General features: G+C 71.5%; 27 protein-coding genes. 17 read left to right on the forward strand and 10 right to left on the reverse strand.

The window, feature by feature from the left end:
- Positions 1 to 103: 103 nt before the first annotated feature.
- Positions 104 to 1,363, reverse strand: a complete 1,260-nt coding sequence (locus ACUP6Y_RS04970) for a sulfate adenylyltransferase subunit 1 (RefSeq protein WP_462554538.1) — start codon at positions 1,361 to 1,363, stop codon at positions 104 to 106.
- Positions 1,363 to 2,277 carry a sulfate adenylyltransferase subunit CysD gene (cysD, locus tag ACUP6Y_RS04975; RefSeq protein ID WP_462554539.1) on the reverse strand — a complete coding sequence of 305 codons (915 nt, stop codon included), beginning with the start codon at positions 2,275 to 2,277 and terminating at the stop codon, positions 1,363 to 1,365. The genes ACUP6Y_RS04970 and cysD overlap by 1 nt, the downstream gene beginning before the upstream one ends.
- A gap of 231 nt (positions 2,278 to 2,508) precedes the next feature.
- On the opposite strand from cysD, the gene ACUP6Y_RS04980 reads away from it, so the two are divergent.
- From ACUP6Y_RS04980 to ACUP6Y_RS05000, 5 genes are all read left to right on the forward strand, one after another.
- On the forward strand, positions 2,509 to 3,795 hold the full coding sequence (locus ACUP6Y_RS04980) for a Fic family protein (RefSeq protein WP_462554540.1): 1,287 nt from the start codon (positions 2,509 to 2,511) through the stop codon (positions 3,793 to 3,795).
- Between the two features lie 37 nt (positions 3,796 to 3,832).
- Positions 3,833 to 4,609 carry a DUF4143 domain-containing protein gene (locus ACUP6Y_RS04985; RefSeq protein WP_462554541.1) on the forward strand — a complete coding sequence of 259 codons (777 nt, stop codon included), beginning with the start codon at positions 3,833 to 3,835 and terminating at the stop codon, positions 4,607 to 4,609.
- Positions 4,610 to 4,683: 74 nt separating this feature from the next.
- On the forward strand, positions 4,684 to 5,850 hold the full coding sequence (locus ACUP6Y_RS04990) for a nucleotide sugar dehydrogenase (RefSeq protein WP_462554542.1): 1,167 nt from the start codon (positions 4,684 to 4,686) through the stop codon (positions 5,848 to 5,850).
- 99 nt (positions 5,851 to 5,949) lie between these two features.
- Positions 5,950 to 6,081, forward strand: coding sequence for a hypothetical protein (locus ACUP6Y_RS04995; protein WP_462554543.1), 132 nt, complete (start codon positions 5,950 to 5,952; stop codon positions 6,079 to 6,081).
- Positions 6,082 to 6,192: 111 nt separating this feature from the next.
- A complete protein-coding gene (locus tag ACUP6Y_RS05000; protein ID WP_462554544.1) occupies positions 6,193 to 6,330 on the forward strand; it encodes a hypothetical protein in 138 nt (45 codons plus the stop codon).
- A gap of 57 nt (positions 6,331 to 6,387) precedes the next feature.
- Here the strand turns inward: ACUP6Y_RS05000 and ACUP6Y_RS05005 are convergent, their stop codons facing one another.
- Positions 6,388 to 7,149 (reverse strand): class I SAM-dependent methyltransferase, encoded by a 762-nt coding sequence (locus ACUP6Y_RS05005; protein WP_462554545.1) that lies wholly within the window; start codon positions 7,147 to 7,149, stop codon positions 6,388 to 6,390.
- A 119-nt stretch (positions 7,150 to 7,268) separates the two neighbouring features.
- Between ACUP6Y_RS05005 and ACUP6Y_RS05010 the strand changes: the two genes are divergently transcribed.
- From ACUP6Y_RS05010 to ACUP6Y_RS05025, 4 genes are all read left to right on the forward strand, one after another.
- Entirely contained in the window at positions 7,269 to 7,862 is a 594-nt protein-coding gene (locus ACUP6Y_RS05010) for a TetR/AcrR family transcriptional regulator (protein WP_462554546.1), read from the forward strand.
- 230 nt (positions 7,863 to 8,092) lie between these two features.
- Complete coding sequence (locus ACUP6Y_RS05015; protein WP_462554548.1) at positions 8,093 to 8,305, forward strand: hypothetical protein; 213 nt, start codon at positions 8,093 to 8,095, stop codon at positions 8,303 to 8,305.
- Between the two features lie 54 nt (positions 8,306 to 8,359).
- Positions 8,360 to 9,181 (forward strand): DUF222 domain-containing protein, encoded by an 822-nt coding sequence (locus ACUP6Y_RS05020; protein WP_462556628.1) that lies wholly within the window; start codon positions 8,360 to 8,362, stop codon positions 9,179 to 9,181.
- Positions 9,112 to 9,471: an HNH endonuclease signature motif containing protein gene (locus ACUP6Y_RS05025; protein WP_462554549.1), complete on the forward strand. Its 360-nt coding sequence runs from the start codon at positions 9,112 to 9,114 to the stop codon at positions 9,469 to 9,471. The genes ACUP6Y_RS05020 and ACUP6Y_RS05025 overlap by 70 nt, the downstream gene beginning before the upstream one ends.
- On the opposite strand, the gene ACUP6Y_RS05030 is transcribed toward ACUP6Y_RS05025, so the two are convergent.
- Genes ACUP6Y_RS05030 through cysC form a run of 4 tightly spaced genes read right to left on the reverse strand, consistent with a single transcriptional unit; the run spans position 9,444 to position 16,259 of the window.
- Entirely contained in the window at positions 9,444 to 10,313 is an 870-nt protein-coding gene (locus ACUP6Y_RS05030) for an SWIM zinc finger family protein (protein WP_462554550.1), read from the reverse strand. The genes ACUP6Y_RS05025 and ACUP6Y_RS05030 overlap by 28 nt on opposite strands.
- A complete protein-coding gene (locus tag ACUP6Y_RS05035) occupies positions 10,310 to 13,369 on the reverse strand; it encodes an SNF2-related protein (protein WP_462554551.1) in 3,060 nt (1,019 codons plus the stop codon). Before ACUP6Y_RS05035 ends, ACUP6Y_RS05030 begins: the two co-directional genes overlap by 4 nt.
- A complete protein-coding gene (locus ACUP6Y_RS05040) occupies positions 13,369 to 14,373 on the reverse strand; it encodes a sulfite exporter TauE/SafE family protein (protein ID WP_462554552.1) in 1,005 nt (334 codons plus the stop codon). Before ACUP6Y_RS05040 ends, ACUP6Y_RS05035 begins: the two co-directional genes overlap by 1 nt.
- Positions 14,373 to 16,259, reverse strand: coding sequence for an adenylyl-sulfate kinase (cysC, locus tag ACUP6Y_RS05045; RefSeq protein WP_462554553.1), 1,887 nt, complete (start codon positions 16,257 to 16,259; stop codon positions 14,373 to 14,375). Before cysC ends, ACUP6Y_RS05040 begins: the two co-directional genes overlap by 1 nt.
- 139 nt (positions 16,260 to 16,398) lie before the next feature.
- On the opposite strand from cysC, the gene ACUP6Y_RS05050 reads away from it, so the two are divergent.
- On the forward strand, positions 16,399 to 16,875 hold the full coding sequence (locus ACUP6Y_RS05050) for a helix-turn-helix domain-containing protein (protein WP_462554554.1): 477 nt from the start codon (positions 16,399 to 16,401) through the stop codon (positions 16,873 to 16,875).
- Positions 16,876 to 16,883: 8 nt separating this feature from the next.
- A complete protein-coding gene (locus ACUP6Y_RS05055) occupies positions 16,884 to 17,522 on the forward strand; it encodes a hypothetical protein (protein ID WP_462554555.1) in 639 nt (212 codons plus the stop codon).
- A gap of 54 nt (positions 17,523 to 17,576) precedes the next feature.
- Here ACUP6Y_RS05055 and ACUP6Y_RS05060 read toward each other — a convergent pair whose 3' ends face one another.
- Positions 17,577 to 17,894, reverse strand: coding sequence for a hypothetical protein (locus ACUP6Y_RS05060; protein ID WP_462554556.1), 318 nt, complete (start codon positions 17,892 to 17,894; stop codon positions 17,577 to 17,579).
- A 119-nt stretch (positions 17,895 to 18,013) separates the two neighbouring features.
- Here ACUP6Y_RS05060 and ACUP6Y_RS05065 point away from each other — a divergent pair, with 119 nt between their 5' ends.
- Entirely contained in the window at positions 18,014 to 18,334 is a 321-nt protein-coding gene (locus ACUP6Y_RS05065; protein WP_462554557.1) for a DUF2516 family protein, read from the forward strand.
- 16 nt (positions 18,335 to 18,350) lie between these two features.
- On the opposite strand, the gene manA is transcribed toward ACUP6Y_RS05065, so the two are convergent.
- The gene (manA, locus tag ACUP6Y_RS05070; RefSeq protein WP_462554558.1) at positions 18,351 to 19,532 is read right to left on the reverse strand and encodes a mannose-6-phosphate isomerase, class I; all 1,182 of its coding nucleotides are present in this window, start codon (positions 19,530 to 19,532) and stop codon (positions 18,351 to 18,353) included.
- 74 nt (positions 19,533 to 19,606) lie between these two features.
- The gene (locus ACUP6Y_RS05075) at positions 19,607 to 21,058 is read right to left on the reverse strand and encodes a sugar transferase (protein WP_462554559.1); all 1,452 of its coding nucleotides are present in this window, start codon (positions 21,056 to 21,058) and stop codon (positions 19,607 to 19,609) included.
- A 229-nt stretch (positions 21,059 to 21,287) separates the two neighbouring features.
- Here ACUP6Y_RS05075 and galE point away from each other — a divergent pair, with 229 nt between their 5' ends.
- The 5 genes from galE (at position 21,288) to ACUP6Y_RS05100 (ending at position 25,841) form a co-directional block, all read left to right on the forward strand.
- Positions 21,288 to 22,292 carry a UDP-glucose 4-epimerase GalE gene (galE, locus tag ACUP6Y_RS05080; protein WP_462554560.1) on the forward strand — a complete coding sequence of 335 codons (1,005 nt, stop codon included), beginning with the start codon at positions 21,288 to 21,290 and terminating at the stop codon, positions 22,290 to 22,292.
- A gap of 193 nt (positions 22,293 to 22,485) precedes the next feature.
- Positions 22,486 to 23,325 carry an N-acetylmuramoyl-L-alanine amidase family protein gene (locus tag ACUP6Y_RS05085; protein ID WP_462554561.1) on the forward strand — a complete coding sequence of 280 codons (840 nt, stop codon included), beginning with the start codon at positions 22,486 to 22,488 and terminating at the stop codon, positions 23,323 to 23,325.
- Between the two features lie 313 nt (positions 23,326 to 23,638).
- The gene (locus ACUP6Y_RS05090) at positions 23,639 to 24,535 is read left to right on the forward strand and encodes a glucosyl-3-phosphoglycerate synthase (protein ID WP_462554562.1); all 897 of its coding nucleotides are present in this window, start codon (positions 23,639 to 23,641) and stop codon (positions 24,533 to 24,535) included.
- Complete coding sequence (folP, locus tag ACUP6Y_RS05095; protein ID WP_462554563.1) at positions 24,532 to 25,389, forward strand: dihydropteroate synthase; 858 nt, start codon at positions 24,532 to 24,534, stop codon at positions 25,387 to 25,389. Before ACUP6Y_RS05090 ends, folP begins: the two co-directional genes overlap by 4 nt.
- The gene (locus ACUP6Y_RS05100) at positions 25,386 to 25,841 is read left to right on the forward strand and encodes a hypothetical protein (protein WP_462554564.1); all 456 of its coding nucleotides are present in this window, start codon (positions 25,386 to 25,388) and stop codon (positions 25,839 to 25,841) included. Before folP ends, ACUP6Y_RS05100 begins: the two co-directional genes overlap by 4 nt.

Consider the following 25,841-nt stretch of genomic DNA (forward strand, 5'->3'; position numbering starts at 1 on the left):
CGACGGCCCCGGGATGGCCGACGGCGCCCGCTCCCTCAGGGAACGGGCGCCGTCGCGTGTCTCGATCCGCCGCTCGCTGGCGCTCGGGGCACTCGCCGAGCAGTCAGCCGTTGATCATGCCGGCGCCGACAGTCACACCGGTGGCCTCGTCGATCAGGACGAACGAGCCGGTGGTGCGGTTCTTGGAGTACGGGTCGCACAGCAGCGGCACGGTGGTGCGCAGTGTGACGCGGCCGATCTCGTTGACGCCGAGCTCGTTGGTGGCCTGGTCGCGGTGGAGGGTGTTGACGTCGAGGCGGTACTGGATGTCCTTGACCAGCGCGCGGCCTGTGCGGGTGGTGTGCTTGATGGCCAGCTTCTGCCGCGGTTGGAGCGGGGTGGTGGTCATCCAGCAGATCATCGCGTCGATGTCCTGGCTGGGGACGGGGGCGTTCTTGACCCGGGCGATCATGTCGCCGCGCGAGACGTCGACGTCGTCCTCGAGATGGACGGTGACGCTCATCGGCGGGAACGCCTCGGAGACCTCCCGGTCGAACAGGTCGATCTTGGAGATCTTCGACGTCATCCCCGAGGGCAGTACGACGACCTCGTCGCCCGGCTTGAGGACACCACCGGCAACCTGGCCGGCGTACCCGCGGTAGTCGTGGAACTCGTCCGACTTCGGGCGGATGACGTACTGCACCGGGAACCGGGCGTCGATCAGGTCGCGGTCGGAGGCGACGTGGACGTGCTCGAGGTGGTGCATGAGCGTGGGACCGGAGTACCACGGCATGTTCTCGGAGCGGGTCACGACGTTGTCGCCCTGCAGCGCCGAGATCGGGATGACCTCGAGGTCGGGGACGTTCAGCTTGGTCGCGAACTGGGTGAACTCGCGGTAGATGTTCTCGTAGATCGACTGGTCGAAGTCGACGAGGTCCATCTTGTTCACGGCCAGCACGAGGTGCGGGACGCGGAGCAGGGAGAGGATCACGGCGTGCCGGCGGGACTGCTCGGTGAGGCCCTGGCGGGCGTCGACGAGCACCAGGCCCAGGTCGGCGGTGGAGGCGCCGGTGACCATGTTCCGGGTGTACTGCACGTGCCCGGGGGTGTCGGCGATGATGAACTTGCGGTTGGGCGTCGCGAAGTAGCGGTACGCCACGTCGATGGTGATGCCCTGCTCGCGCTCGGAGCGCAGGCCGTCGGTCAGCAGCGCGAGGTCGGTGTAGTCGTACCCCTTCGCCTCGCTGGTGGCCTCGACCGCCTCGAGCTGGTCCTCGAAGATCGACTTCGAGTCGAGCAGCAGGCGCCCGATGAGGGTCGACTTGCCGTCGTCGACCGAGCCGGCGGTCGCGAAGCGGAGCAGGTCCATGTTGGTGCCGGCCATCAGAAGTAGCCCTCCTTCTTGCGGTCCTCCATGGCAGCCTCGGAGAACCGGTCGTCACCGCGGGTCGCACCGCGCTCGGTGACCCGGGCGACCGCGACCTCCTCGATGATCTCGGGGATCGTGCTGGCGGTGGACTCCACGCAGCCGGTCAGGGTCAGGTCGCCGACGGTACGGAACCGGACGGTGCGCTCCTCGGCGACCTCGCCGTCGCGGAGCGGGTTGTGCTCGCTCTCGGTCAGCAGCATGCCGTCGCGCTGGAACACGCGGCGCTGGTGCGAGAAGTAGATGTTGGGGATCTCGATGCCCTCGCGGCCGATGTAGTCCCAGATGTCCAGCTCGGTCCAGTTCGAGATCGGGAAGATCCGCATGTGCTCGCCCTCGTGCAGGCGGCCGTTGTAGAGGCTCCACAGCTCGGGGCGCTGGTTCTTCGGGTCCCACTGGCCGAACTCGTCGCGGTGGGAGTAGACGCGCTCCTTGGCACGGGCCTTCTCCTCGTCGCGGCGGCCGCCACCGAAGGCGGCGGTGAAGCCGTTCTCCTCGATCGCGTTGAGCAGGGTGCCGATCTGCAGGCGGTTGCGCGAGGTCTTGCCGTCGTCGACGACGATGCCGTCCTTGATGGCCTGCTCGACGCTGGCGACGATCAGCTTCACGCCGAGGCGGCCGACCCAGTTGTCGCGGGTGGCGAGCACCTCGGGGAAGTCGTAGCCCGTGTCGACCTGCAGCACCGGGAACGGGATCTTCGCCGGGTAGAACGCCTTCTCCGCAAGGCGCATCATCACGATGGAGTCCTTGCCGCCGGAGAACATCAAGACCGGCTTCTCGAACTCGGCCGCGACCTCGCGGAAGATGTGGATCGACTCCGCCTCCAGCTGGTCCAGCTGGCTGAGGCGGTAGTCGCTGTGCGTCTGCGTCATGCCTGGGCGACCTGTCCTTTCGGGGTTGTTGCCTTCAGGGCCCGCTCATCGTGCCATGGCGCGCCTTGCATCGGCGTATCGGAGGGCATCCGATAGACAAATCGGCGAGTTTGGCGCGGGATGCGGTGCGAGAACGCGCCCATCGAATACTTCCTTGCCCCGGGTCCGCGTTTGTCAATAGATAAGGGCCTAACCTTTGATAGTTGCGATGGGGATGAAAGGAAAGGGCTGATGGCGACCTGGGAGGACGCGCACTGGGCGTCGACCATCGACTCCGGTGCCCGCAGGGCGGATCAGCGCTCCGGCACCTATCGGCGGTACCTGCCGGACCCGCTCGACGGAGTCGGCCTCGCTGTCGAGGGTGAGCTGTCGCGGCAGGTCGCAGCCGTCGAGCGGCGCCTGCGGGCACTCAACGGTCCAGGCGCCGAGGGCCTTGCCGGAATCGCCCGGTTCCTCCTGCGCTCGGAGGCGATCGCGAGCTCACGGATCGAGGGGATCGCCCCCTCGGCCCAGCAGGTGGCCCTGGCTGAGCTGGGGCAGTCCGAGTCGGTGCGGGGGATCAGCGACCAGGCCATGCTCGTCGCCAACAACATGACGATCGTGCGCGGCGCGACCACCGAGCTCGTGGCGGCCGATGTCCTGACTATCGATCACATCACCGACCTGCACAGGTCGCTGCTCCCTGGCGAGCCGCGCCATCACGGCCTGCGAACGGTCCAGAACTGGATCGGCTCGTCGAACTGGACTCCGATAGGCGCGGAGTTCGTTCCGCCCGATCCGCGGCGGGTCCCCGAGCTCATGGCCGATCTCGTCGACTACCTCAACGGCGCCGCGCACTCGCCGCTCGTCCAGGCGGCGCTCATCCATGCCCAGTTCGAGACCGTGCATCCGTTCACCGACGGCAACGGCCGGGTCGGACGCGCGCTCATCCACACGGTGCTGGCGCGGCGCGGCCTCACGGACCGGGCGGTGCTCCCGATCAGTCTCGTGCTCGCCACGCTGCGGGATCGCTATATCGAGGGCCTCACCGCCTACCGACACGACTCGGATACCGGCAGCGCGAGAGCGAGCGCCGCCATCAACGAGTGGGTACGGCTCTTCGTCGACGCCGCAGCCGTCGCCGTCGACCGGTCGGAGGTCTTGGCGCGCGAGATCGAGGAGCTGCGTGGAGTGTGGACCGAGCGGCTCACCGCCCATCGTCGTGAACACGGCCTCCGCCCGACGCCGCGCGCGGACTCGGCCGTCGCCCGGCTGTTGAACCAGCTCCCCGAGGCTCCGGTCGCGACGGCCACGACCCTCGCGCGGATCCTCGACGTGTCCTTCCCCGCGGCGAGCTCGGCCCTGGAAGAGCTGAAGCGGGCAGGAGTCCTCGGCACCCGGTCGATCGAACGAGGCGCCCGGGCCTATGTGGCTCGCGACGTCCTCGACCTCGTGACCCTCTCCGAGCGAGCACTCGCGAGCACCCGGTTCGACACCAGAGCCTCGCCTCCGCACAGCGGAGTGCCCGCGCGTCCGTAGCTCTGCGCTCTCGCAGTCGGAGACCTACGCTCCACCCGTGGCCACTGACCTCGTCGCCCGTCTGGGCTCCCGCGCCCTCGTGCCGGGCGAGATCCGCACGCCCTGGTCGATACCCGACTACGTCGCCCTGACGGACCGGCCCGGCGTGGCCGACGAGCTCGACGAGGTCGTACGACGGGCGCAGGCGCTGCGCCGCCTCGACCCGGCCCGGATGCGGGCCGTGCTGCGCGCACTGGCCGACCCGCCGGCGGCCGAGCTCAACAAGGCCCGGATCGCGGCGACGGCGGGGCTGCCAGTCACCACGCTGTCGCCGTACGTCGACGTGCTGGTGCGCCTCGGGGTGCTGGTCCTGCTGCCGGGCAGCCGCGCGGCCGTCGCCAAGCGCGCGATCGGCCGCCCGCAGGCGGTGTTCGCGGACCCGGCCGTCGCCCGCCACCTCGCCGGCGACCCGATTCCGGCCCTCCTTGACCTGTCCGGGCGCAGCCGGCTCACGCCACTGCTGCGGGGGATGGTGGCGGCCGAGCTGCTCCGTCAGCAGCGGGCCGGCGCGGCCGAGTACCGGGTCGCCTACCTGCGCGAGCGCAACGGCCTCGAGGTCGATCTGGTCGTCGAGCTGCCCGACGACGGCCTGTACGGCATCGAGGTGCGCACCGCCGCGAGCCTGCGCCCGCACCAGTTCACCGCGCTGCACGCCCTCGCCCGGCGCGCGGGCGGACGGTTCCGCGGCGGGGTGGTCCTCAACACGGCGCACCGCGGCCACGTGTACGGCCCGCGGATGTGGAGCCTCCCGATCGCGACCCTGTGGGACCCGTGAGAGTTGGGCCACTGTTGCCGGGCGGTCATGCCACTTCTGCTGCGCCCGTTCCCGTCATCTCGTACTGTCGCTGCGTGAAGATCGCTGTCGTCGGCACCGGCTACGTCGGACTCTCCAACGCCGTCATCCTCGCCCAGCGCCACGAGGTCTGGGCGCTCGACGTCGACCAGGACCGCGTTGACCAGGTCAACCGGCGCAGCTCGCCGATCGTCGACGAGGAGCTGGAGGACTACCTCCGCAACCACGAGCTCGACCTGAGGGCCACCCTCGACAAGGACAAGGCGTACGCCGACGCCGCCTACGTGGTGATCGCCACGCCGACCGACTACGACCCGGTGACCAACTACTTCGACACCTCGACCGTCGAGAGCGTCACCGCCGAGGCGCTCGAGGCGAACCCGCAGGCCCGGATCGTGATCAAGTCGACCGTGCCCGTCGGCTTCACCAGCAAGCTGCGCGAGCGCCACCTCGGCGCGTCGATCATCTTCAGCCCCGAGTTCCTCCGCGAGGGCAAGGCGCTCTACGACAACCTGCACCCCTCGCGGATCATCGTCGGCTCGGACACCGACGCGGGCCGTCGGTTCGCCGACCTGCTCGTCGAGGGCGCCCTCGACGAGGACATCCCGGTGCTCTTCACCGGCTCCACCGAGGCCGAGGCGATCAAGCTGTTCGCCAACACCTACCTGGCCCTGCGCGTGGCGTACTTCAACGAGCTCGACACCTACGCCGCCGTCCACGGGCTCGACACCCGCCAGATCATCGAGGGCGTCGGCCTCGACCCGCGGATCGGAAGCCACTACAACAACCCGTCCTTCGGGTACGGCGGCTACTGCCTGCCCAAGGACACCAAGCAGCTCCAGGCCAACTACCGGCACGTCCCGCAGAACCTGATCAGCGCCATCGTGGACGCCAACACCACCCGCAAGGACTTCGTCGCCGCCGACATCCTGTTCCGCCGTCCCCGCGTGGTCGGCATCTACCGGCTCACCATGAAAGCCGGCTCCGACAACTTCCGGATGTCGTCGATCCAGGGCGTCATGAAGCGGATCAAGGCCAAGGGCGTCCCGGTCATCGTCTACGAGCCCGAGCTCGAGGACGAGACCTTCTTCGGCTCGGAGGTCGTGCGCGACCTCGACGAGTTCAAGACGAAGGCGGACGTGATCATCGCGAACCGTCGCACCGACGCCCTCGCCGACGTGGCGGACAAGGTCTACACCCGCGACATCTACGGCCGGGACTGACCCGACCGGCTCCTCAGGCCGGCTCCTCAGGCCGGCTCCTCAGGCCGGCTCCTCAGGCCGGCTCCTCAGGCCAGCGCCGTGCCGGCCGATGAGGGGGCCATGATCGTTGTGATGCTCGCGGCGTGCGCCTGGCTGCTGATGCAGCTTCCGGTCGGTGTCGTCCTCGGTCGCGTGCTGGGCGCCGCGACGGCAAGCGTCGAGCCGTTGGTGGAGCAGCCCGTCGAAGGGTGATCCGAGATCGCCCGCGCGGGTGCTGTCCTCCTATTGGAGGACAGCGATCAGCCACGGCACCACCCGCGGAGCGCTACCGTCAATGGGACGAACGAACTGGGGGGTTCAGTCATGGAGATGCTGATCGGGGCCGCCGGCGCGCTGTGGGTCGCTGCCGCCGCTGTCGTCACGTTCGGGCTGGCGCGTGCCGCCGCCGCTGAGCACCCCGTCGACGGCGAGGGACGGCGCGAGCTCGATCTGGCCCGCTGACCGGCGCGGACCGGAACACGTGGGCCTTGCGGCCGGGCGGCTGCACGACCGCGGCGGCTATGTACGCAGGGCTGTGGCCGTCAGGGTGACGTACTCCATCGTGAAGCTGCCGCCGATGGCGTCGATCGCCGTGCCGGCGGCTTGCAGGATCTCGGACCCCTGCGCGGGAGACAGTTGGGTGAGACCGCCCGTGGTGGCCATGAGGGCGAGCCATTCCTCGCGGGTGTAGGGCTTGCTCCAGTTGAAGTTCCACTGCTCGACGCTCTCGAACGCACCACTGTCGCCGATGGACTCCGCGATCCTGGCATAGCCCGCGCGGTAGGTCTCCAAGGGTCGTCGGCCCTGGCTGCTGAAGGGAGAGTGGGGCACGACGCGGCGGTACGCCTCGGCCGTCGCGTGCGCAATGGCCTCGGGCGGCTCGAAGACGTGCCCGAAGATCGCGAGTCGCCCCCCGGCCCGCAGCAGATCAGCGGCTTTCGGGACGCCGATCGTCGGGTCGATCCAGTGCCACGACTGCGCGGCCGTCACCGCGTCGAACTGCCGGCCCGCGGGCTCCCATGTCTCGAAAGTCGAGACCTCGACGTCGAGGCCGTGCGCGCAGGCATAGCTCGCCATGCGCTCGTCGGGGTCGATACCGAGTACGACGCAGCCGGCGTCTTCAAACTGGCGTGCCGCGACGCCGGTTCCGCAGCCGACGTCGAGCACCTGAAGTCCCGGTGACCTGGACCGGCCGCCGGTGATCCGATCGACCAGGTCATCGGGGTAGGGCGGCCGCGCCCGGTCATAGCCGTTCGCGTCGACGCCGAAGGACTCGGCCATGCTTCGCTGCTGGTGGATGGCTGGAGTGGGCGAGGACGATGCGGATGGTTCGGGCGGTACAGTGGGCATGTGCCCACTCTAAGTGGGCATGCGCCCACTAGCAACGGAAGGAGCGAGCTGTGCCGACCGGCGTGCATCTGCAAGACGCTCGCCAGCAGCTCTTCGATGCCGCCGAGCGCATCTTGTTGCGCGAGGGGCCCGAAGCACTGACCAGTCGTGCGGTCACCGACGAGGCCGGCTGCGCCAAAGGTGTCCTGCATCGTCACTTCGCCGACTTCGACGGCTTCCTGGCCGAGCTCATCCTCGACCACGCATCGCAGTCGCAGGACCATTTGGACGGATTGATGGCCGCGGTCGGCATCGGCACTGTCGAGCAGAACCTCGCTCGTGCTCTCGCCGCGCTGTTCGGGCCGGTGTCCGTGGCGATCCTGCCGCTCATCACATTCCGCGACGAGCTGCGCGTCCGCCTCCGTCAGCTGCGGCCGGGCGGCGGCATCGCGATTCTGTCCGACGCGACCAACGCCGTCTCGGTGTACCTCGCCGCGGAGCGCGACGCCGGCCGAATCGCCGCCGACGCGGACGTCGACCCGCTCACCCTCGCGCTGGTCGGTGGCGGCCATCTCCTCTTCGCCGATCGTCACGCCGATAGGCCGGACGCGCCGACCCTCGAGCGGTTCGTGGCGGCAAGTCTGAAGGACACCCTCGCGCCATAGCGCCGACTCGGCCGCCGCTCTGCGGAACCAGCCGGTCGCAAGGACGCGTGTAGCCGGGCCTTCGGCCAACACTGCACGGGGCGGAAGAGTGGCCGGACGTCACCGTAGTCCTGGGACACCTTGTGTCACCGATGTCCTGATGCAGAACTGTCACCGATGTCTTGAGACATCACTGGCAATGCTCTGCCGGGGGGCTTGTGTTCAAACATATGTTCGACCAAGATGAGCGCATGACTTCTCTCGGAGCGCTCGATACGGCCACTGTGGTGGTCGAGCGTGCCGCGGGGCTGGCCCGAGACGACTGGGGTCAGTTGAGCGGCCCGGACGCGGTGCGGGCCGTGGAAGCGGTGGTCGCGGCTCGCTCGTTCCTGGATGCCGCGCTGCTGCGGGGGATCGCGCGACTCGAGGCCACCGATGCGGTGCGGGAGCTGGGCTGGGCCTAGGTCAAGGACTTCCTGACCCATCTGACCGGCGGCCACAAGGGCACCGGCGGCGGGCTGGTCCGCGCGGCCGAGCAGCTGCGGGACCTGCCCGACGTGCAGGCGGCGCTCGACTCCGGTCGGGTCACGTTGCCGCAGGCCCGGGCGACCGCCTCGAAGGTGCAGACCCTGCCCCGGGTGCCGGAGTTCCGGGCCCAGGTGGCCGGGGCGATGCTCGACCTGGTCGACGTCCACGGCCATGACGCCTCCGACCTGCAGACCGCGTTCGGTGACGTGGTGCGCGAGCTCGACCCCGACGCCGCGATCATCAACGCCGAGAAGGAGCGGGCGAAGGCGGAGCGGGGCGCTCATCACGCCCGCGAGCTCTCCTTCGCCGAGGACGGCTTCGGCGGTGTCCGGGTCCGGGGCTACGGCACCGTCGAGGACGCCGAGAAGATCAAGGCCGTGCTGGTGCCCCTGTCCGCGCCGGTCACCACGGAGCCCGGGGCGTGCGGCGGTGTGAACCGGCGTCCGGGCCAGGAGCCCTACGACGAGGACGGGGTGTCCACCCACAAGCCCTGTCCCGACCCGAGGTGCGGCCACACCGGCCGCGATCCCCGCGACAGCGGTGCCCGGATGTGGGACGCCCTGGTCGAGGCCTGCGACCGACTCGCGGTGGCCGACGAGCTGCCCCGCGACACGGCGCCCGGCCTCGGGTGGTGGTGCTCATCGACCAGGACAGTCTCCAGCAGCAGGTCATCGACGCCGGGCTGGCCCGTTCGGGTGAGACCCCGACCGGGGCCCGGCTCTCGGCGACCGCGGTGCGCCGGATGGCGTGCGACGCCCACCATGTCGTGCATTGGGCCGACGGCGGCCCGACCAGCCTCGACAACCTGGTGATGCTGTGCCGTCGCCACCACGTCCTGCTCCACCAGAGCCATGGATCGTGCGGATCGATCTCGAGACCCGACAGCCCGTGTGGATCCCGCCGCCCAGAGGCACCCTCGAGAAGTCCGAGCGGCCGGCATGACCTACACCCCTGCCCGACCACGAGCGGCCTGAGGCGGTCGGGGCGGTCGGGGCGGTCGGGGCGGTCGAGTCTGGTGGTCGAGTGGTCCGAGCCGTGGGCGAGGGTGTCTCGAGGCGAGCCGAGCTCGGGCCGCTACTCGGCGTCCGAGGCCAGTCGCTGATATCCCGTCGCGAGGACGTCGCTCAACGCCGTGCCGCCCAGGGACGTCGGCGGGGTGGGCAGTTGGCGCAGCAGGATGCCCGGATCGGACGAGAGTGCCGGCGGTCGTGCCGGAAGCGGAGCGGGAGGTAGCCAGAAGTGCTCGGGTTGGCGGCTCGGAAAGGTGAGGTCGCTCAGTGCGAGCAGGCTGCCGCCGACCGGTGCCACCTCGTCGGCTGGTGCGGCCTGGTCGCCGGCCGTCTCCTCGGCGGGCGCTCCCGAGCGAAGCTCGCGCAGGCGCGACAACAGGACCTCACGATCGCGGCCGCGCCAGCGCAGAATCAGGAACGGGTCGTCGTCGAAGGCCTCGGCGAGCAGATAGAAGGTCGCTGCCAGATGCTTGCAGGGCACCGCGCTGTCGGGACAGCTGCACCGCTGGTCCAGGTCGTTGACCCGCTCGGGGAAGAGCGGCGCCCCGGCTGCTGCGAACAAGTCCTCGAGCTCGGGCGGCACTTCGCCGGCGAGCAGCTTGGCGCTGGGCAGGGCCTGTTCCGAGAGGGCGATCTCGGCCTTCGCCCAGACCAGCTCGGGGAAGGGAGCCAGGCCGATCGAGACGCGGTACGGCTTGGCGCGCGAGCCCTGCACGACGGCGCTCACCCGTCCCGCGGTCACCTCCAGCGACATCACCTGGCCCTTGCGGGCGTAGGTCCGGCCGCGGGTGAGCCGGTTGCCCATCGCGAAGGACTCCAGGACGTCGATGAAGCGTCGCGACCACCAGGTCGCGCCGATCGCGCCGCGACTGGTCCGGGCCTTCAGCCCGTTGTCGACAGCGCGAGGTCGCGACGGCTCGTACCATCCGCTCATTCGACGACCGCCCCCTCCTCGAGCCGGAACAGGGTGGCCAGCTCGGCCGTGGACAGCTCGCTCACCCAGTCCTCGCCCGAGCCTACGATCCGCGAGGCCAGGCTGCGCTTGTCCGCGATCATCGCGGCGATCTTCTCCTCGATGGTGCCGGCGCTCACGAACTTGCGGACCTGCACGTTCCGCTCCTGGCCGATCCGGTACGCCCGATCCGTCGCTTGGTCCTCCACGGCCGGGTTCCACCAGCGGTCGACGTGGATGACGTGGTTGGCCGCGGTCAGCGTCAGGCCGGTACCGCCGGCCTTCAAGGAGAGCACGAACAGCGGGGGTGCGCTCGGCTCGTCGGACTGGAACCGGGCCACCATGCGGTCACGCTCCCGCTTCGAGACCCCGCCGTGCAAGAACAGCACCTCGCGACCGAATCGGCCGGACAGGTGACCGCGCAGCATCGCGCCGAACTCGGCGTACTGCGTGAACAGCAGGGCGCGATCGCCGACGGTGAGGAGCTCGTCGGTGATCTCGTCCAGCACGTCGAGCTTGCCGGAGCGTCCGTCGAGCCGACCGCCGTCGCGCAGGAACTGGGCGGGGTGGTTGCAGATCTGCTTCAGCTTCGTCATGGTGGCCAGCACCAGCCCGCGACGCTCGATGCCCTCGCTGCGGGCGATCCGCTCCAGCATCTCGTCGACGACCGCCTGGTAGAGGCTCGCCTGCTCGGTGGTGAGGCTGCACACCACGTCCATCTCCAGCTTGTCGGGCAGGTCGGCGATGATCGACTTGTCCGTCTTGAGCCGGCGCAGGATGAACGGCGCGGTGAACTGGCGCAGGCGCTCGGCGGCCGCGTCGTCGCCGTGCCGCTCGATCGGCACGGCGTAGCGCTTCTTGAACGCCGGGGCGGTGCCCAACATCCCCGGGTTGGTGAACTCGAGGATCGACCAGAGGTCGGCGAGGCGGTTCTCCACAGGTGTGCCGGTCACCGCGATCCGGCTGGTCGCCGGCAGCGAGCGGATCTCCGTCGCCTGCCGGGTGGAGCCGTTCTTGATCGCCTGCGCCTCGTCGAGCACCACCCGGTGCCAGTGGATCTTGCGCAGATCGGCCGCATCGCGGAACGCGAGGGCGTACGTCGTCACCACGAGATCGCAGGAGGCGACCGCGTCGGCGAACGCCTTGCCGCGGGCCCGCTCGCGACCGTGATGCACGTGGACCCGCAGGTCGGGCGCGAACCGGGCCGCTTCCCGCTCCCAGTTGCCGGTCAACGACACCGGGCAGATCATCAGGGTCGGACCGGTGCTGCCGCTCTCGGTGTCGTGGGCGAGCAGCGCCAGGATCTGCACGGTCTTGCCCAGGCCCATGTCGTCGGCCAGGATGCCGCCGAGACCGGTGCGGCGCAGGAAGTCGAGCCAGGCCAGGCCGCGTGCCTGGTACGGGCGCAGGGTGCCGGTGAAGCCGGGCGGCGTCTCCACCGGCGTGACGCGCTGGTCCAGGGCGCCGGAGAGGAGGTCGCCCAGCCAGCCCTCCGCCTCGACCGCCTCGATCGGCAGGCCGTCGGGGCCGGGGTCGATGCCCAGTCCGAGGCGGATCAGGTCGCCGATCCGTGCCTCGTCGCGTTGGCCGGTCAGCCGCAGCGCGGAGGCCAGCCGCCGAGCGTCCACCTCGACCCACTGGCCGCGCAGCCTCACCAGCGGCGCCTTCGCGCGGGCCAGGGTCTGCAGCTCCTTCTTCGACAGCGTGGCGCCGCCGATCGCGACGTCGTAGCGGAACTCCGCGATGGTGTCGAAGCCCAGCGCGGAGCCGCCGTCCACCTTCGCCGGCTGACCGGGCGTGGACGCCGTGACCCGCAGTCCGACGCGGGAGGCCGACGTCCCCCACCAGCCAGGCAGTTGCACGCCGAACCCAGCGGTGGCCAGCAGCGGGGCGACGTCACGGAGGAAGACGTGGGCCTCCTCGGTGCTCAACGCCAGCTCCGTGGGCCGCGGATCGCGCAGAGCCCGGTCGAGCTCCGGATACAGCCGGGCGGCCTTGCCCAGCTCGCGCAGCAATGCCTCCTGGGGTGCCTCCACCAGGCCGGCCAGCGCCGACTTGCGCCGGCCGGGACGCCACACACCGGCAGCCCGCAGCATGAGACTCGGCTGGTCGGCCGACTGGAGCGCGAACAGGATCCGCCACGGCTCGTCGACGCCGTCCGGCTCGGCGAGCTGGAAGGCGGCTCGTACCGGTCCGGCGGCCACGTCCTGCTGCCAGGCAGCCAGTTCGTCACGCAGGCGGTCGAGTGCGGCGGGCGTCGCCTCGAACGAGCGGGTCGGCCCGCGCAGCGCCGCCAACCAGGCCCGGGTGGCGGGGTCGCCGGAGCGGCCCAGGGACCAGCGGTCCCGTCGTCGTCCGGCATCGGTGAGGGTACGTCGTACCGTCGCGTCCACGATCGCGTCGAGGCCGCCGGCCCACCACTCGAGCTCGCGGCCGGGGCGAGTCGCGAACAGCGAGGGAGGCGCGGCGGTGGCCAAGGCGCGCGCCCAGGTGGCGTCCGAGGCCGTCAGCAGGGGGCGCCACAGAGCCTGCGCAGACGTCTCCGAGACGCCGGGCAGCATCCGGCCCCGGGCGCAGAGGTCGCGGGCGAACGCCACCATCGCGCTCACGTGCTCGAGCGCGGCCCCCGCCACGCCGTCGCCGTCGTCGTCCACCCGGTCGGACGGCGACCACAGCAGCTCCACGACGGCATCCGCCGTCAGGTCGAGCACCGGGACCGTCCAGGGCGCGAGGGTGACCGCGCCGTCGGCGTCGGGCGACAGGTCACGGATCAGCTCGGGGGAGGGGAGCGGAGCATGCGCCCGCGTCGGCAGCTGCAGCACGGCCTCGGTGGTGCCGGGGGCGTCCCCTCCATCGGTGGTGAGGCCGAACGCCGCCAGCAGGTCCGCGTGCGGCAGCGCGAACGGGTGGGTGCCGACCCGCGGCCGGCGACCCGGACGTCGCGGCGCAGCCGCGGGAAGCGCGGAGTCCTCGCCCCACAGTCCGAACCGGAGCGATCCCTCGGCCCCGTCCAGGAGGACCACGTGGAGTGTGCGCATCAGCGCGACGAGTGGTCGGCGGGCCGCTTGCGGCTGCCGAACGACTCGATCTCGGCGACCGTGGGCGCGCCGAACATCGGCATGCCGAGCCGCTTGCGGAGCAGGCCCCACACGAACGGCACCAGCACCAGCATCGCCACGCCGACCGCGGCGACCAGGACGGCCTCCAGCGTCTCGTGGCCCTCGCCGAACGGGTGCAGACCGGCCTTGAACAGCAGCGCCACGCCCGACATGGTCAGCACGATCACGATGCCGCGGCGGATGAACGACTGCGGCACCCGCGGCGCGAGCCGCGAGCCGAGCAGGGTGCCGGGGACCGAGCCGACGACCAGCGGGATCACCAGGTCCCACTCGAGGCCGTGGATGGCGATATTGGCCAGCGCGGCGCTGAGCACCAGCGGCACGGCCTGCACCAGGTCGGTGCCGACCAGGCGCACGGCCGACAGGCCCGGGTAGAGCATGAGCAGCGCGATCATGATGACCGAGCCGGAGCCGACGCTGGTGACGCCGACCAGCAGGCCGCCGAGCATGCCGACCAGCAGGGTCGGGATTGGCCGGATCCGGGGGTTGTCGTCGGGCAGCGCGCCGCCCCGGCGGACCCGCTTGAGATTGATGTAGAGCCGCAGCGCGTACGTCGACGCGGCGAACAGCAGCGCGACGCCGATGCAGAGCTTGAGCGTCTTCTCCAGCTCGGTGGGGTCCTCGGTGACCGCCTTGACCAGCCAGGGGCCGAGGAAGGCCATCGGGACCGAGCCGAGGATCAGCCAGCCGGCGAGGCGCAGGTTGGGGGAGCCCTCCTTGGCATGGGTGAGCGCGCCACCTGTCTTGTAGACCGCCGCCGCGGTCAGGTCGGCCGTGACGATCGAGGCGGTGTGGCCGACGCCAAGGAAGATCAGCGCCGGCGTCATCAGCGCCCCGCCGCCCATGCCGGTCAGGCCGACGACGATGCCGACGAAGAAGCCGGCGGCCGCGATGGAGAGCGCGGTGAGGGTGAGGAGGTCCACTACTCGTCGCCTGCCTGTCCGCTGGTCGGGCCGGTCGGGTTCGGGGCGGCCGGCGTCGCCAGGCGGCGCAGCACGGCGTTGAGGAGGGCGTCGATCTGGTCGGCCGACACCTCGGCCGCCGCCTTGCCCCGGCGGTAGGGGTCGCGGATGTCGTGGTCGTCGGCGGTGCCCGCCCGACGGTGGCCGACGGCGGTGACCAGCTCGATGCCGTGCAGGTCGGGGGCGACCCGCTCGACCGACTCGGCGAACTGGGCGAGCGTGAACGCCTTGCGGAACGCGGCCGGCACCTCCTCGAGCACGAACTGCCGGTGCGCCGCCTCGGCGGTCAGCACCAGGTCGGCGGCCTCGATCAGGTCGTCGGTGAGCGGGCGGCTGGCGAAGCCGCCCAGCAGGTCGGCGCCCACGCCGCGCTCGGCGAGCACCTCGGCCATGGTCCGGTCGACCCGGTGGGCGTTGAAGCCGTGGGTGCCGGCGCTGGCGAACTCGATCCCGCTGTCCCTGCCCGCGAGCGCCCGCGAGCGCAGCTCCATGTAGGGCGAGCGGCAGATGTTGGCCGTGCAGACGAACAGCACCCGCAGCGGGCGCGAGCCACCGGCGGTGGTGCGGGTGCCGGCGGCCGTGACCTCGGCGATCTCCGGTGCCGGCTCCGGGGCCGGGGCGGATGGCGCGGGCGGCGCCTCGGGGGCAGTGAGGTCGACGTAGCCCGCGGCGCGCAGCGCGCTCAGGACGTCGTCGAGGGCGTCCTCGATGGTGCGGCCGGTGGTGTCGACCCGGACGTCGGCGTCGGCGGGCTCCTCGTAGGGGGAGGAGATGCCGGTGAACTCGGGGATCTCGCCGCGCCGGGCCTTGGCGTACAGGCCCTTGCGGTCGCGGCGCTCGCACTCCTCGAGCGGTGTCGCGACGTGGACCAGGAAGAACGCGCCGCCGGCCGACTCGACCATCGCCCGCACCTGCCGGCGGGTCTCGTCGAAGGGCGCGATCGGGCTGCACACCGCGATCCCGCCGTGGCGGGAGATCTCGGCGGCCACCCAGCCGATCCGGCGGATGTTGGTCTCGCGGTCCTCCTTGGAGAAGGTGAGGCCGGCCGACAGGTTGCGGCGCACGACGTCGCCGTCGAGGCTGGTCAGGGTCCGGCCGCCGTGCTCGAGGAGGCGGTCCATCAGCGCCTGGGCCAGCGTCGACTTGCCGCTGCCCGACAGGCCGGTGAAGAACAGCACCAGGCCCTGCCGGTCGGGCCGCGGGCGCTCCGCCTCGGCGATGTCGGCAAGGCCGGGGAGCAGGTGGCCGCCGTAGGCGAGCTCGACGACCGGGTCGGTGTCGGCGTACGACGTGAGCACCGAGATCCGCAGCGCCGGGTCGGCGAGCGAGGCGTGGTCGGCCAGCGGTACGGCGACCACGGCGGCGTCGATCGTCTCCGCGACCCGCAGCGTGGCCCGGAGCAGGCCGACCGGGCTGATCGCCGGGGTGCCGGCGCCGACGAACGCGAGCAGCACCACCGGGCCGAGGCCGCGCAGCTGCTCGACCTGGACGTCGGTCATCAGGTCGGTGACGGGGACGAAGGTGCGCCCGGCGTGCTGCTCCCGCACCGCGGCGGGCGAGAGGTGCAGGCGACGGAAGGGCCCGAACTGGGCGTGCGTCAGCGGCGTGACGGCGAGGCCGCGCAGCGCGCTGGAGACCCGGGCGAGGGGGAGTCCCTCAGGGTCGACCAGCTCCACCTCGTTGCCCTCGTCGAGGTGCGTGAGGAGGTCGTCGGGCAGGGAGAGCGTGAGGGGGCTGCCCGGCTCGTTGAACCCACGGATCGGGTCGGCCGCTCCGGACGTCAGCAGCTCGAGGTCGTCGAGCTCGCGCTGCGTCGGGCAGTGCTGGGGCAGGGGCGGGCGTGACACACGGGTGATCGTACAGAGTCGAGTGAGTTGATCCGATTTGAACAGTGAAAGGTGGGACCGGGCGGGCGAGCGAGCTTGTGAACGAGTTCACGCCGCGCGTGCTTGCAATCTGCTAACTATTGCTAGCACCATGGGTGTCATGGCCAAGGGCAAGGTGGTAAAGACCGTCGGGTCGCTCGGCGACTACCTCAAGGAGCAGCGGGTGTCCGCCCGTCTCTCCCTGCGGCAGCTCGCCGACCAGGCGGGCGTCTCCAACCCGTACCTGAGCCAGATCGAGCGGGGTCTGCGCAAGCCGTCGGCCGAGGTGCTGCAGCAGATCGCCAAGGCCCTGCGGATCTCCGCCGAGCAGCTCTACATCAGGGCCGGGATCCTCAGCCCCGATGACGGCGTGGGGGGATCGGTCGAGCTCGCGATCGTGAGCGACACCGGTCTCACCGAGCGACAGAAGCAGTCGCTCCTCGATGTCTACGCATCGTTCCTCGCGCTCAATGCGGCCGACACGGACGGCTCCACCGGCTCCACCGGCTCCACCGGCGTCGCCGAGGCCGCCGAGGCGCAGGAGGACGCGCCGACCAACACCGAGACGGACTCCGACGCCGTCGCCAACGAAGGGTGAAACCAGCAATGCCGAAGCTCGAGCTCCCCAAGATCGAGATCCCGACCATCGACCTGTTGAAGGTCGACCTCCCCGAGATCCCCGCGTCCGCCGCGAAGCCGATCTACGCCGGCGTCGGCGTGATCGACCTGGCCGTCGAGGAGGTCCGCACCTACGTCGCCGACGTGCAGGCCAAGGCGCTCGCCTACGTCACCGACGTGCACAAGGACGTCACCGCCCGCGTCGCCGGCGTGCAGAGCACCGTCCAGAGCACCGTCAAGGGCTTCGAGCTCCCCGAGCCGAAGAGCCTGCAGGGCAAGGCCGTCGCCGGCCTCACCGAGCGCCGCACCCAGGCCGAGGCCCGCATCGCCGGCATCCAGGCCGACGCCAAGGCCTTCCCGGCCAAGGTGCAGAGCAGCGTCAAGGGCGCGTACGACGAGAACGTCGCCACCGCCACCGCCCTGTACGCCGACCTCGCCAAGCGCGGCGAGGGCGTCGTCGTGAAGCTGCGCACCGGCGAGGCCCCCAAGGCCGCCGCCCCGGCCCCCAAGGCGCCGGCCGCGAAGAAGGCTCCCGCCGCCAAGAAGGCCCCGGCCAAGAAGGCTCCCGTCGCCAAGAAGGCCCCGGCCAAGAAGGCCCCGGCCAAGAAGGCCACCCCGGCCAGCTGATCGAATCCGGCACGAACGGCCCCGAGGTGTCCGCCTCGGGGCCGTTCTGCGCGTTCAGGCCGAGCGCTGCCCGATCAGGTGTCCCTTGACGAGCGACATGTCGGTCTCCAACGTGTCGAGGCGGTGCCCGACGTCATCGAATCTCGCGTCCATCAGCTCGACGCCAGGTCGTGGGGGCACGTCGATCTTGGCTTTGAGGGCGGTGAGCATGTTGTCGATCTTCGCTTCGAGAGCGTCGGAGCGGAGGTCCTGGCGGGCGAACCCGGCCGCCATCTCGCGTCGCAGCGAGTTGATCGACCACTGCTGAACGCCGAACGTGGTGGCGAAGACGCCGATCAGCGTCCACACCTGTGGTTCGTTCAAGGGGCTCACCTCGTCATTGTGCGTGGGGAGAGGTCAGCCTGTCACCCGATGGCGTCGACAGGGGTCTGGGCGAGGACGCCCTGTGGATAAGCGGCGTCACGGTGGGGGCCGCCCACTACGCTGAGGCCATGAGCGATGCCTTCGTCCCGCCGCTGCCGTCGTGGCTCGGCGCGGGTGCCGACATCGAGGCGTGGATCTTCGTCGGCGTCTCGTTCGCCCTGCTCGCCATCAAGATCTTCGCCTTCGTGAGCGCCCTGCTGTACTCCGCCGAGTCGTACTCCGCCGCCGACAAGATGTCCAAGGCCGCTTGGTGCGCGATCCTCGGCGTCGGCCTGCTGATCCAGATCGTGCCGGTGCCGCTGAGCCTGATCAACCTGGCCCTGCTGGTCGCGGCGCTGGTCTACCTCGCCGACGTCCGGCCGGCGCTCGCCGGACTGCGGCGCCGCTGAGGCGCCCGCGCGCGGGTCAGATCAGGTCGAACAGCTGCCCGCGGGCGGCGGTGGCGGGTACGAACGCCTGGGCGATCTCGCCGGTGCCGGCGACCCGCAGCTCGCCGTCGCCGGCGTCGGCGTACGCGACGTCGCCGCGGCCCAGGCGCAGCACCTCGTCGCGCCGGTTCGCCAGGGCGACCGCGCCGCCGGTGCAGACCAGCAGCCGGGGGCCCGAGGCGGGCAGGACGACGCCGGCCGGGTCGGCGGGCGAGCTCTGCGTGACCGACAGTGCGAACTCGTCGCCGGGGCTGAACACGTCGGTCGAGTGGTTGAACACGATCGGCTCGACCCGCGCCGCGCGCGAGGCGCCCTCCTCGAGGCAGCGGACCAGGCCGTGGGGGTCGACGTGCTTGGTGGTCAGGCCGGCGCGCAGCACGTTGTCGGAGGACACCATCACCTCCAGGCACATCCCGCTCAGGTGCGCGTGGATGATCCCGGTGGCCAGGTACGCCGCCTCGCCGGCCTGCAGCGTGAGCCGGTTCATCAGCAGCGAGACGATGACGCCCACGTCGCCGGGGTTGGACTCGGCGAGCTCGACCGCGGTCTCGAAGGCGCGCTTGACGTCGCGGCCCGCGTCGAGCGCCTTGTGGCAGGCCAGCGCCACCTCGGTCACGACCTCCGGTGCCGGCGGAGCGGCGAGCAGGCCCTCGATCAGCCGCACGATGCCGGCGAAGCCGGTGCGCTCGACCAGGTCGGCCATCAGGCCGTCGGCCAGCGGGTGCTCGAGGGCGTGCAGGACCCGCATGATCTCCGAGGTGCGCCGCAGCCCGACCAGCGTGTCGAAGGTCGACAGGGCGTAGACCATCTCCGGCTTGGGATAGGGATCCTTGAAGACCCGCTCGGGCGCGTCGATGGCGATCCCGGCCTCCTCCTCGGCGGCATACCCGGCCGCGGCCCGGGGCGCGTCGGGGTGGACCTGGATGGACAGCGGGCGGTCCGCGGCGAGCACCTTGAGCATGAAGCCCAGCTCGCCGGCCAGCTCGGTCAGCGGCCGCCTCCTGCCGGACTCGTCGACCACCTGGGCGGTGCCGAGCGGGTGGGTGCCGACCCAGACCTCGGCGACCCGCCGGCCGTCGGCATCGCGGCGCAGGAAGCCCGGGATGGCGTCGGTCGAGCCCCAGTCGTAGGACCGGGTGGCGCAGTCGAGCGCGAGCAAGGAGACCTCCTGGAGGGGGAGCAGGACGGGGACACCCTAATCCGGGCGCCCGACCCCCCGGGGCGCAACGCCCGTCAGTAGGCGCCGTGGGACGAGACGACGGCGCGGACCGTCCGGCCCAGGATCGAGAGGTCCTGGAGCATCGACCAGTTGTCGACGTAGTAGAGGTCGAGGCGCATGGCCTCCTCGGCATCGAGGTCGTTGCGGCCCGAGACCTGCCACAGGCCGGTCATGCCGGGACGGACCAGGAGGCGACGAGACATCGCGCCGTCGTAGAGCGCCACCTCGCGGTCGACCTGCGGGCGCGGCCCGACGAGGCTCATGTCGCCGCGCAGCACGTTGAACAGCTGGGGGAGCTCGTCGACCGAGAACCGGCGCAGCCAGCGGCCGGGGCGGGTGATGCGGGGGTCGTCCTTCATCTTGAACAGCAGCGCGTTCCGGCCGGTCTGCTCCTGCAGCCTCTGGATCATCGCGTCGGCGTCGACGCGCATGCTGCGGAACTTCAGGCAGTGGAACGGCTTGCCATTGCGGCCGATCCGGCGGTGCCGGTAGGTGATCGGACCGCGGTCGTGCAGCCAGACCGCTGCTGTCGCCACCACGAACAGCGGCGACAGCAGCGCGATGAGCGTGGCCGCGCCGAGGACGTCGAAGATCCGCTTGCCGAGCGCGCCGGCGTCGGCCCAGGTGGGCGAGTCGACCTGGATCAGCGGGATCCCGCCGACGGGCCGGATGCTGATCCGCTCGTGGGAGATGTCGTCGAGGCGCGGGGCCAGGGCGACGTGGACGTGGTGTCGCTCCAACGACCAGATCGCCTCCTTCATCTCCGTGCCGCTCGAGACGCTGCCGGCGGCGAAGACGACCAGGTCGACGTGCTCGTCGTCGGCGACACTCGTCAGCTCGTCGACGGTGCCGACCACGGGGACCCCGCCCGGGGTCTCCTCGAGACGATCGGAGGCGGGGACGACGCCGCCCACGACCGAGTAGCCGAGCCAGGTCTCGCGCCGCAGGACGCCGGTCATCGTGTCGATGCTGTCCGGCGTGCCGGCGACCAGCACGTGGACCGCGAAGCGGCCGCGGCGCCGGAAGGCGTGCAGCACCTGCCGGGCGGCCCAGCGCCCGGCGAGGAGGACGACGGTGCCGAGGGTGAAGGCGAGCACGAAGAACCCGCGCGCCAGCTCGAACTCGGTCAGGTAGCAGCCCACGCCCAGCAGCCCGGCGGTGACCATGGTCGCGTGGAAGAGCGTCTTGAACTCGTCGGTGCCCGCGCCGAGGAGGTCCTCGCGGTAGCCGCCCATCAGGCCGGTCACGACGAGCCAGCCGCCGATGGTGAGGGGGGCGACGACGCCGACCTGCTCCTTGACGTTGGTCGGGGCGGGGAACAGGGGGAGCTGCTCGCGCAGGAGCACGGCGAGCGACCCGACGACCGCGAGGACGAGGACGTCCAGCGCGAGCACGCCCAGCGTGAAGGTGGCGAGCGGATGGTGGCGGCGAGCCTTCGTGATGACGAGACCCCGCGAACGTGCCACTACGGTCATGCGAACTGGCCCCTACCCGAAACTGGTCCCTGGAGAGCTGATGTGCCCGCAGAACTCCCCCCACAGGAGCCGACATCATCGTCGTCCGGGCGACGGGGCAACGATAGGTGAGGAACGGCCGGCGTACCCCGTTTTGGGTAAGATCGGTCCGAGATCCGGTCGGATCCAGCGGATCCGAGGACGCCGGGCGGGCCCGGGCCGGTCTCAGTAGGGTCGGAGCATGAAGGTTCTCGTGACCGGCGGCGCCGGCTATCTCGGATCGATCACGGCCAAGGCGCTGGAGCAGGCCGGGCACACGCCGGTGATCCTGGACTCACTGCTGAGCGGGCCGCGGGCCTATGTCGGCGACCGGATCTTCTACGAGGGCGACGTCGCCGACCGGGCGCTGCTGCGTCGGATCGTCGCCGAGCACCCCGACCTCGACGCCACCGTCCACATGGCGGCGCGGATCGTCGTACCGGAGTCGGTCGCGCTGCCCTACGAGTACTACCGCGACAACGTCGCGAAGTCGCTGGAGATGTTCGACGAGCTGACGGCGCTCGGGAAGCCGCGGATCCTGTTCTCCTCGACGGCGTCGCTGTACGCGCTGACGCCGCGGTTCGAGGTGACCGAGGAGGACCCGGTCGACCCGACCTCGCCGTACGCCCGCACCAAGCGGATGATGGAGCAGGTCCTCGAGGACCTCGCGAAGGCCACCGACCTGCGGGCGATCATCCTGCGCTACTTCAACCCGATCGGCGCCGACCCGGACCTGACCACCGGCTACCACCTGCGCGACGCGACCCATGTGGTGCCGCTGATGGCGCAGACCGCGCTGGGCTACCGCGAGAGCTTCACGCTGACCGGCACCGACCACCCGACCCGCGACGGCACGGGCATCCGCGACTACATCCACGTGTGGGACCTGGCGCGGGCGCACGTGCGGGCGGTGGAGGAGTTCGACCGCGTGCTGGAGCAGGTCGACGCGCCGTACACCTATGTCAACCTGGGCGCCGGGGACGGCGTCACCGTGCGCGAGCTGCTCGCGGCCGTCGAGCGGGTGGTCGGCAGGCCGGTGCCCGTCGTCGAGGCGCCGCCGCGGCCGGGGGACGCCGCCGGCGCCTACGCCAACGCCGACAAGGCCCTCCGACTCCTCGGGTGGCGCACCGAGCTGTCGCTCGACGAGGCGATCGCCTCGGCCCTGGCGTGGGGCGAGAGGCGCAAGGACGTGCTGGGCTACGCGTGAGCGCGGGACGGGTCAATGACGTTCGAGGTGTGGGCAGCGGCCGACGCCGTACTTGCGGCGACACCGGATCGTGCGCTTGAGCCTGCGAAGGCTGGCCAGCATGAGTGTCCTGTCTGGTCGGGAGGGAGAGCAACACCGTGACATCCCGAGAACAGGCTCACATCCTAGGGCCGGTGGGGGTGGGGATGGCGCCGTGATTCGCGTCACCGCGCTGCTCGTTGCGCTGCTGCTCGCCGGCTGCGGCGGCGACCCGGAGGGGCAGGCGCCGGCGTCGCCCGCCTCCAGCACGGCCCTGACACCGGCCCCGACACCGGCCCCGACACCGTCGGTGACCGCGTCGCCCACCGAGCCCCCGCCGCTCGAGGGCCGGGTGGTGGTGCTGGACCCGGGCCACCAGCTCGGCAACGCCCGGTTCCCGGCCCAGATCAACCGGCCGGTGGACGCGGGCGGGTTCGACAAGCCGTGCAACACGACGGGGACTTCGACCGACGACGGCTACCCGGAGGCGACCTTCGTCTGGGAGGTCGCGGTGGAGGTACGCCGCCGGCTGCGGGCGCTCGGCGCGCGGGTCGTGCTCACCCGCGACGACAACTCGGCGCAGGAGTGGGGGCCGTGCGTCGACGAGCGCGGCCGGGTCGGCAACCCGGGGGAGCCCGGGCCCACGGCCGACGTACGGATCAGCCTGCACGCCGACGGCAACCTGTCGCCCACCGCGCACGGGTTCCACGTCATCCGCCCTGGCGAGCGGGCCGGCTGGACCGACGACGTCAGCAAGCCGTCCGAGCGGCTGGCGCTCGCGCTGCGCGACGCCCTCGTGGATGCGGGGTTCACGCCCTCGACGTACCTCGGCGAGGACGGCATCGACGTCCGCACCGACCTCGGCACCCTCAACCACTCCGATGTGCCGGTGGTGATGGCCGAGCTCGGCAACATGCGCGACGCCGACGAGGCGGCCGTGATGGAGAGCGACGCGGGACGGCGGCGGTACGCGCGGGCCGTGACCGCGGCGGTGCGTGCGTACCTGGGGAGCTGAGAGCCGCTCAGCTCCGGGCGTGCCTCCCGAGCGGCGGCTCGGCGAGCGGCGGCGCCGGCATCCGGTCGGGGCCCTGGCTCGACGGCGTGGGAACGCGCCGCCGGGGACGGCGGGTGTGTCGCTCGATGTGCGGACATCCGCGCGGGCCGTGCTTGAGCACGCAGCGCACCTTGCGTCGGAAACGGCGAAACGACATGACCAACTCCAGGGAGTGAGGGAGCACCCACTTTCCCGAGACCCTTCGACAGTAACACCGGGGTCGGGGGTTGGGGAGGCGATCGGACGGGTGAATGCGGGGGGTAGGTTGACGGTCATGGGCATCCGGGCGGGCCATTGGGACGACTGGGCCCTCGAGGGGCTGCTGAGGCGCAAGTCCGCGACCGGTCAGCGGGTCAGCCTCGTCGTCCCCGCCCGCAACGAGGCCGCCACCGTCGGCGCCGTCGTCTCGCGGGTCCGCACGGCGCTGATGGACACCGTCTCCCTGGTCGACGAGATCGTCGTGATCGACAGCGACTCGGTCGACGACACCTACGCGGTCGCCGAGTCCGCGGGCGCGCGGGTACATCGCTGTGCCGAGATCCGGCCCGACCTCGGCACCCACCCCGGCAAGGGCGAGGCGATGTGGAAGTCGCTCTTCGTCACGACCGGCGACCTGGTCGTGTTCATGGACGCCGACCTGCACGACTGGGACACCCACTTCGTGCCCGGGCTGCTCGGTCCGCTGCTGCACGACCCCGAGGTGCAGCTGGTCAAGGGCTTCTACGACCGGCCCGGCGCCGACGGCCCGCTCGAGGGCGGCCGGGTCACCGAGCTGGTCGCGCGCCCGCTGATCGCGCTGCTGTTCCCCGCTCTCGGGGACCTGGTGCAGCCGCTGGCGGGGGAGTGGGCGGTACGGCGGTCCTGGTTCGCGGGGCTGCCCGTCCCGACCGGGTACGCCGTCGAGCTGGCCGCCCTCGTCGACACGGTGCGCCTGGGCGGCCCCTCGGCCATCGCGCAGGTCGACCTCGGCGTGCGCGCCCACCGGCACCAGGCGCTGCGCGACCTCGGCGGGATGGCCACCCAGATCCTCGCCGCCGCGCTGGCCCGGGTCGGGGCGTCGCCGGCCGGAGGCGCGGACGAGGCGGTGCTGCGGCAGTACCTGCGCGGGCTCGAGCCGGTCGAGCGCGTCGTACCGACTCTCGAGCGACCGGCGGCGGAGGCGTACCTGTGAGGCTGGGACGGCATGGGTTCGGTGACGACGAGGCGCTGATGATGGCGATCGTCAACCGGACGCCCGACTCGTTCTTCGACAAGGGCGCGACCTGGGCCGAGGACGCCGCCTTCGCGCGGGTCGCCGAGGTGGTCGCCCAGGGTGCGGAGATCGTCGACATCGGCGGGATCAAGGCGGCGCCGGGCGTCGAGATCTCGGCGGCCGAGGAGAAGGACCGGGTCGTCGACTTCGTCGCGCGGGTGCGCGATGCCTATCCCGAGCTGGTCATCTCGGTCGACACCTGGCGCGCCGAGGTCGGCGCCGCGGTGTGCGCCGCCGGCGCCGACGTCCTCAACGACGCGTGGGGCGGCGCGGACCCCGAGCTGGTCGACGTCGCGGCGCAGTACGACGCCGCGATCATCTGCACCCACACCGGCGGCGTGACGCCGCGGACCCGCCCCTACCGGATCGAGTACGACGACGTGGTCGCCGCCGCGATCGCCGACACCGTCGCGTACGCGAACCGGGCGCTGGAGGCCGGCGTCGCGCGCGAGGCGATCGTGATCGACCCGGCCCACGACTTCGGCAAGAACACCTTCCACTCCCTCGAGGTCACCCGCCGGCTGGGCGAGATGGTCGCCACCGGGTGGCCGGTGCTGGTGTCGCTGTCCAACAAGGACTTCGTCGGCGAGACCCTCGGCCTCGACGTGGGCGAGCGGCTGCTCGGCACCCTCGCCGCCACCTCGGTCTGCGCGCTCGCCGGCGCCCGGATCTACCGGGTCCACCAGGTCGTCGAGACCCGGCAGACCGTCGACATGGTGTGGTCCATCGCGGGGCGCCGGCCGCCGCTGCGCGCGATCCGGGGACTGCAGTGAGGGCGCTGGTGCCGGGCGTGCCGGCCCTGCTGCCGTCGTACGCGTCGCTGGAGGACCCGGTCGCCGAGCTGCGGGCGGCCTGTCTCGCCGCGGTCGCCGCGCTCGGGCCGCGGGTCCGGGTCCTCGCCTCCGGTCCGTCGGGCACCCGGGTCGCCGCGTCCCTGGTGGCCGCCGCCGGCGGTCTCGTCGTGGCGGAGGGCGAGACGGGGGTGCTCGTCGTCGGCAACGGCTCGGCCAAGCGCACCGAGAAGGCGCCCGGCCACCTCGACCCCCGCGCCGAGGCCTTCGACGCGGCACTGCGGGAGTCGTTCGCCGACATCGACGCCGAGCTGGCCGCCGAGCTGTGGGCGGACACCGCCTGCCTGGGCGGACTGCCGCCGCTGGCCGAGGCGGAGACGGCCTACGACGACGCGCCGTTCGGGGTGCAGTACTGGGTGGCGCTCTGGCGCTGA

The organism is Nocardioides sp. S5-5, from assembly GCF_054954065.1.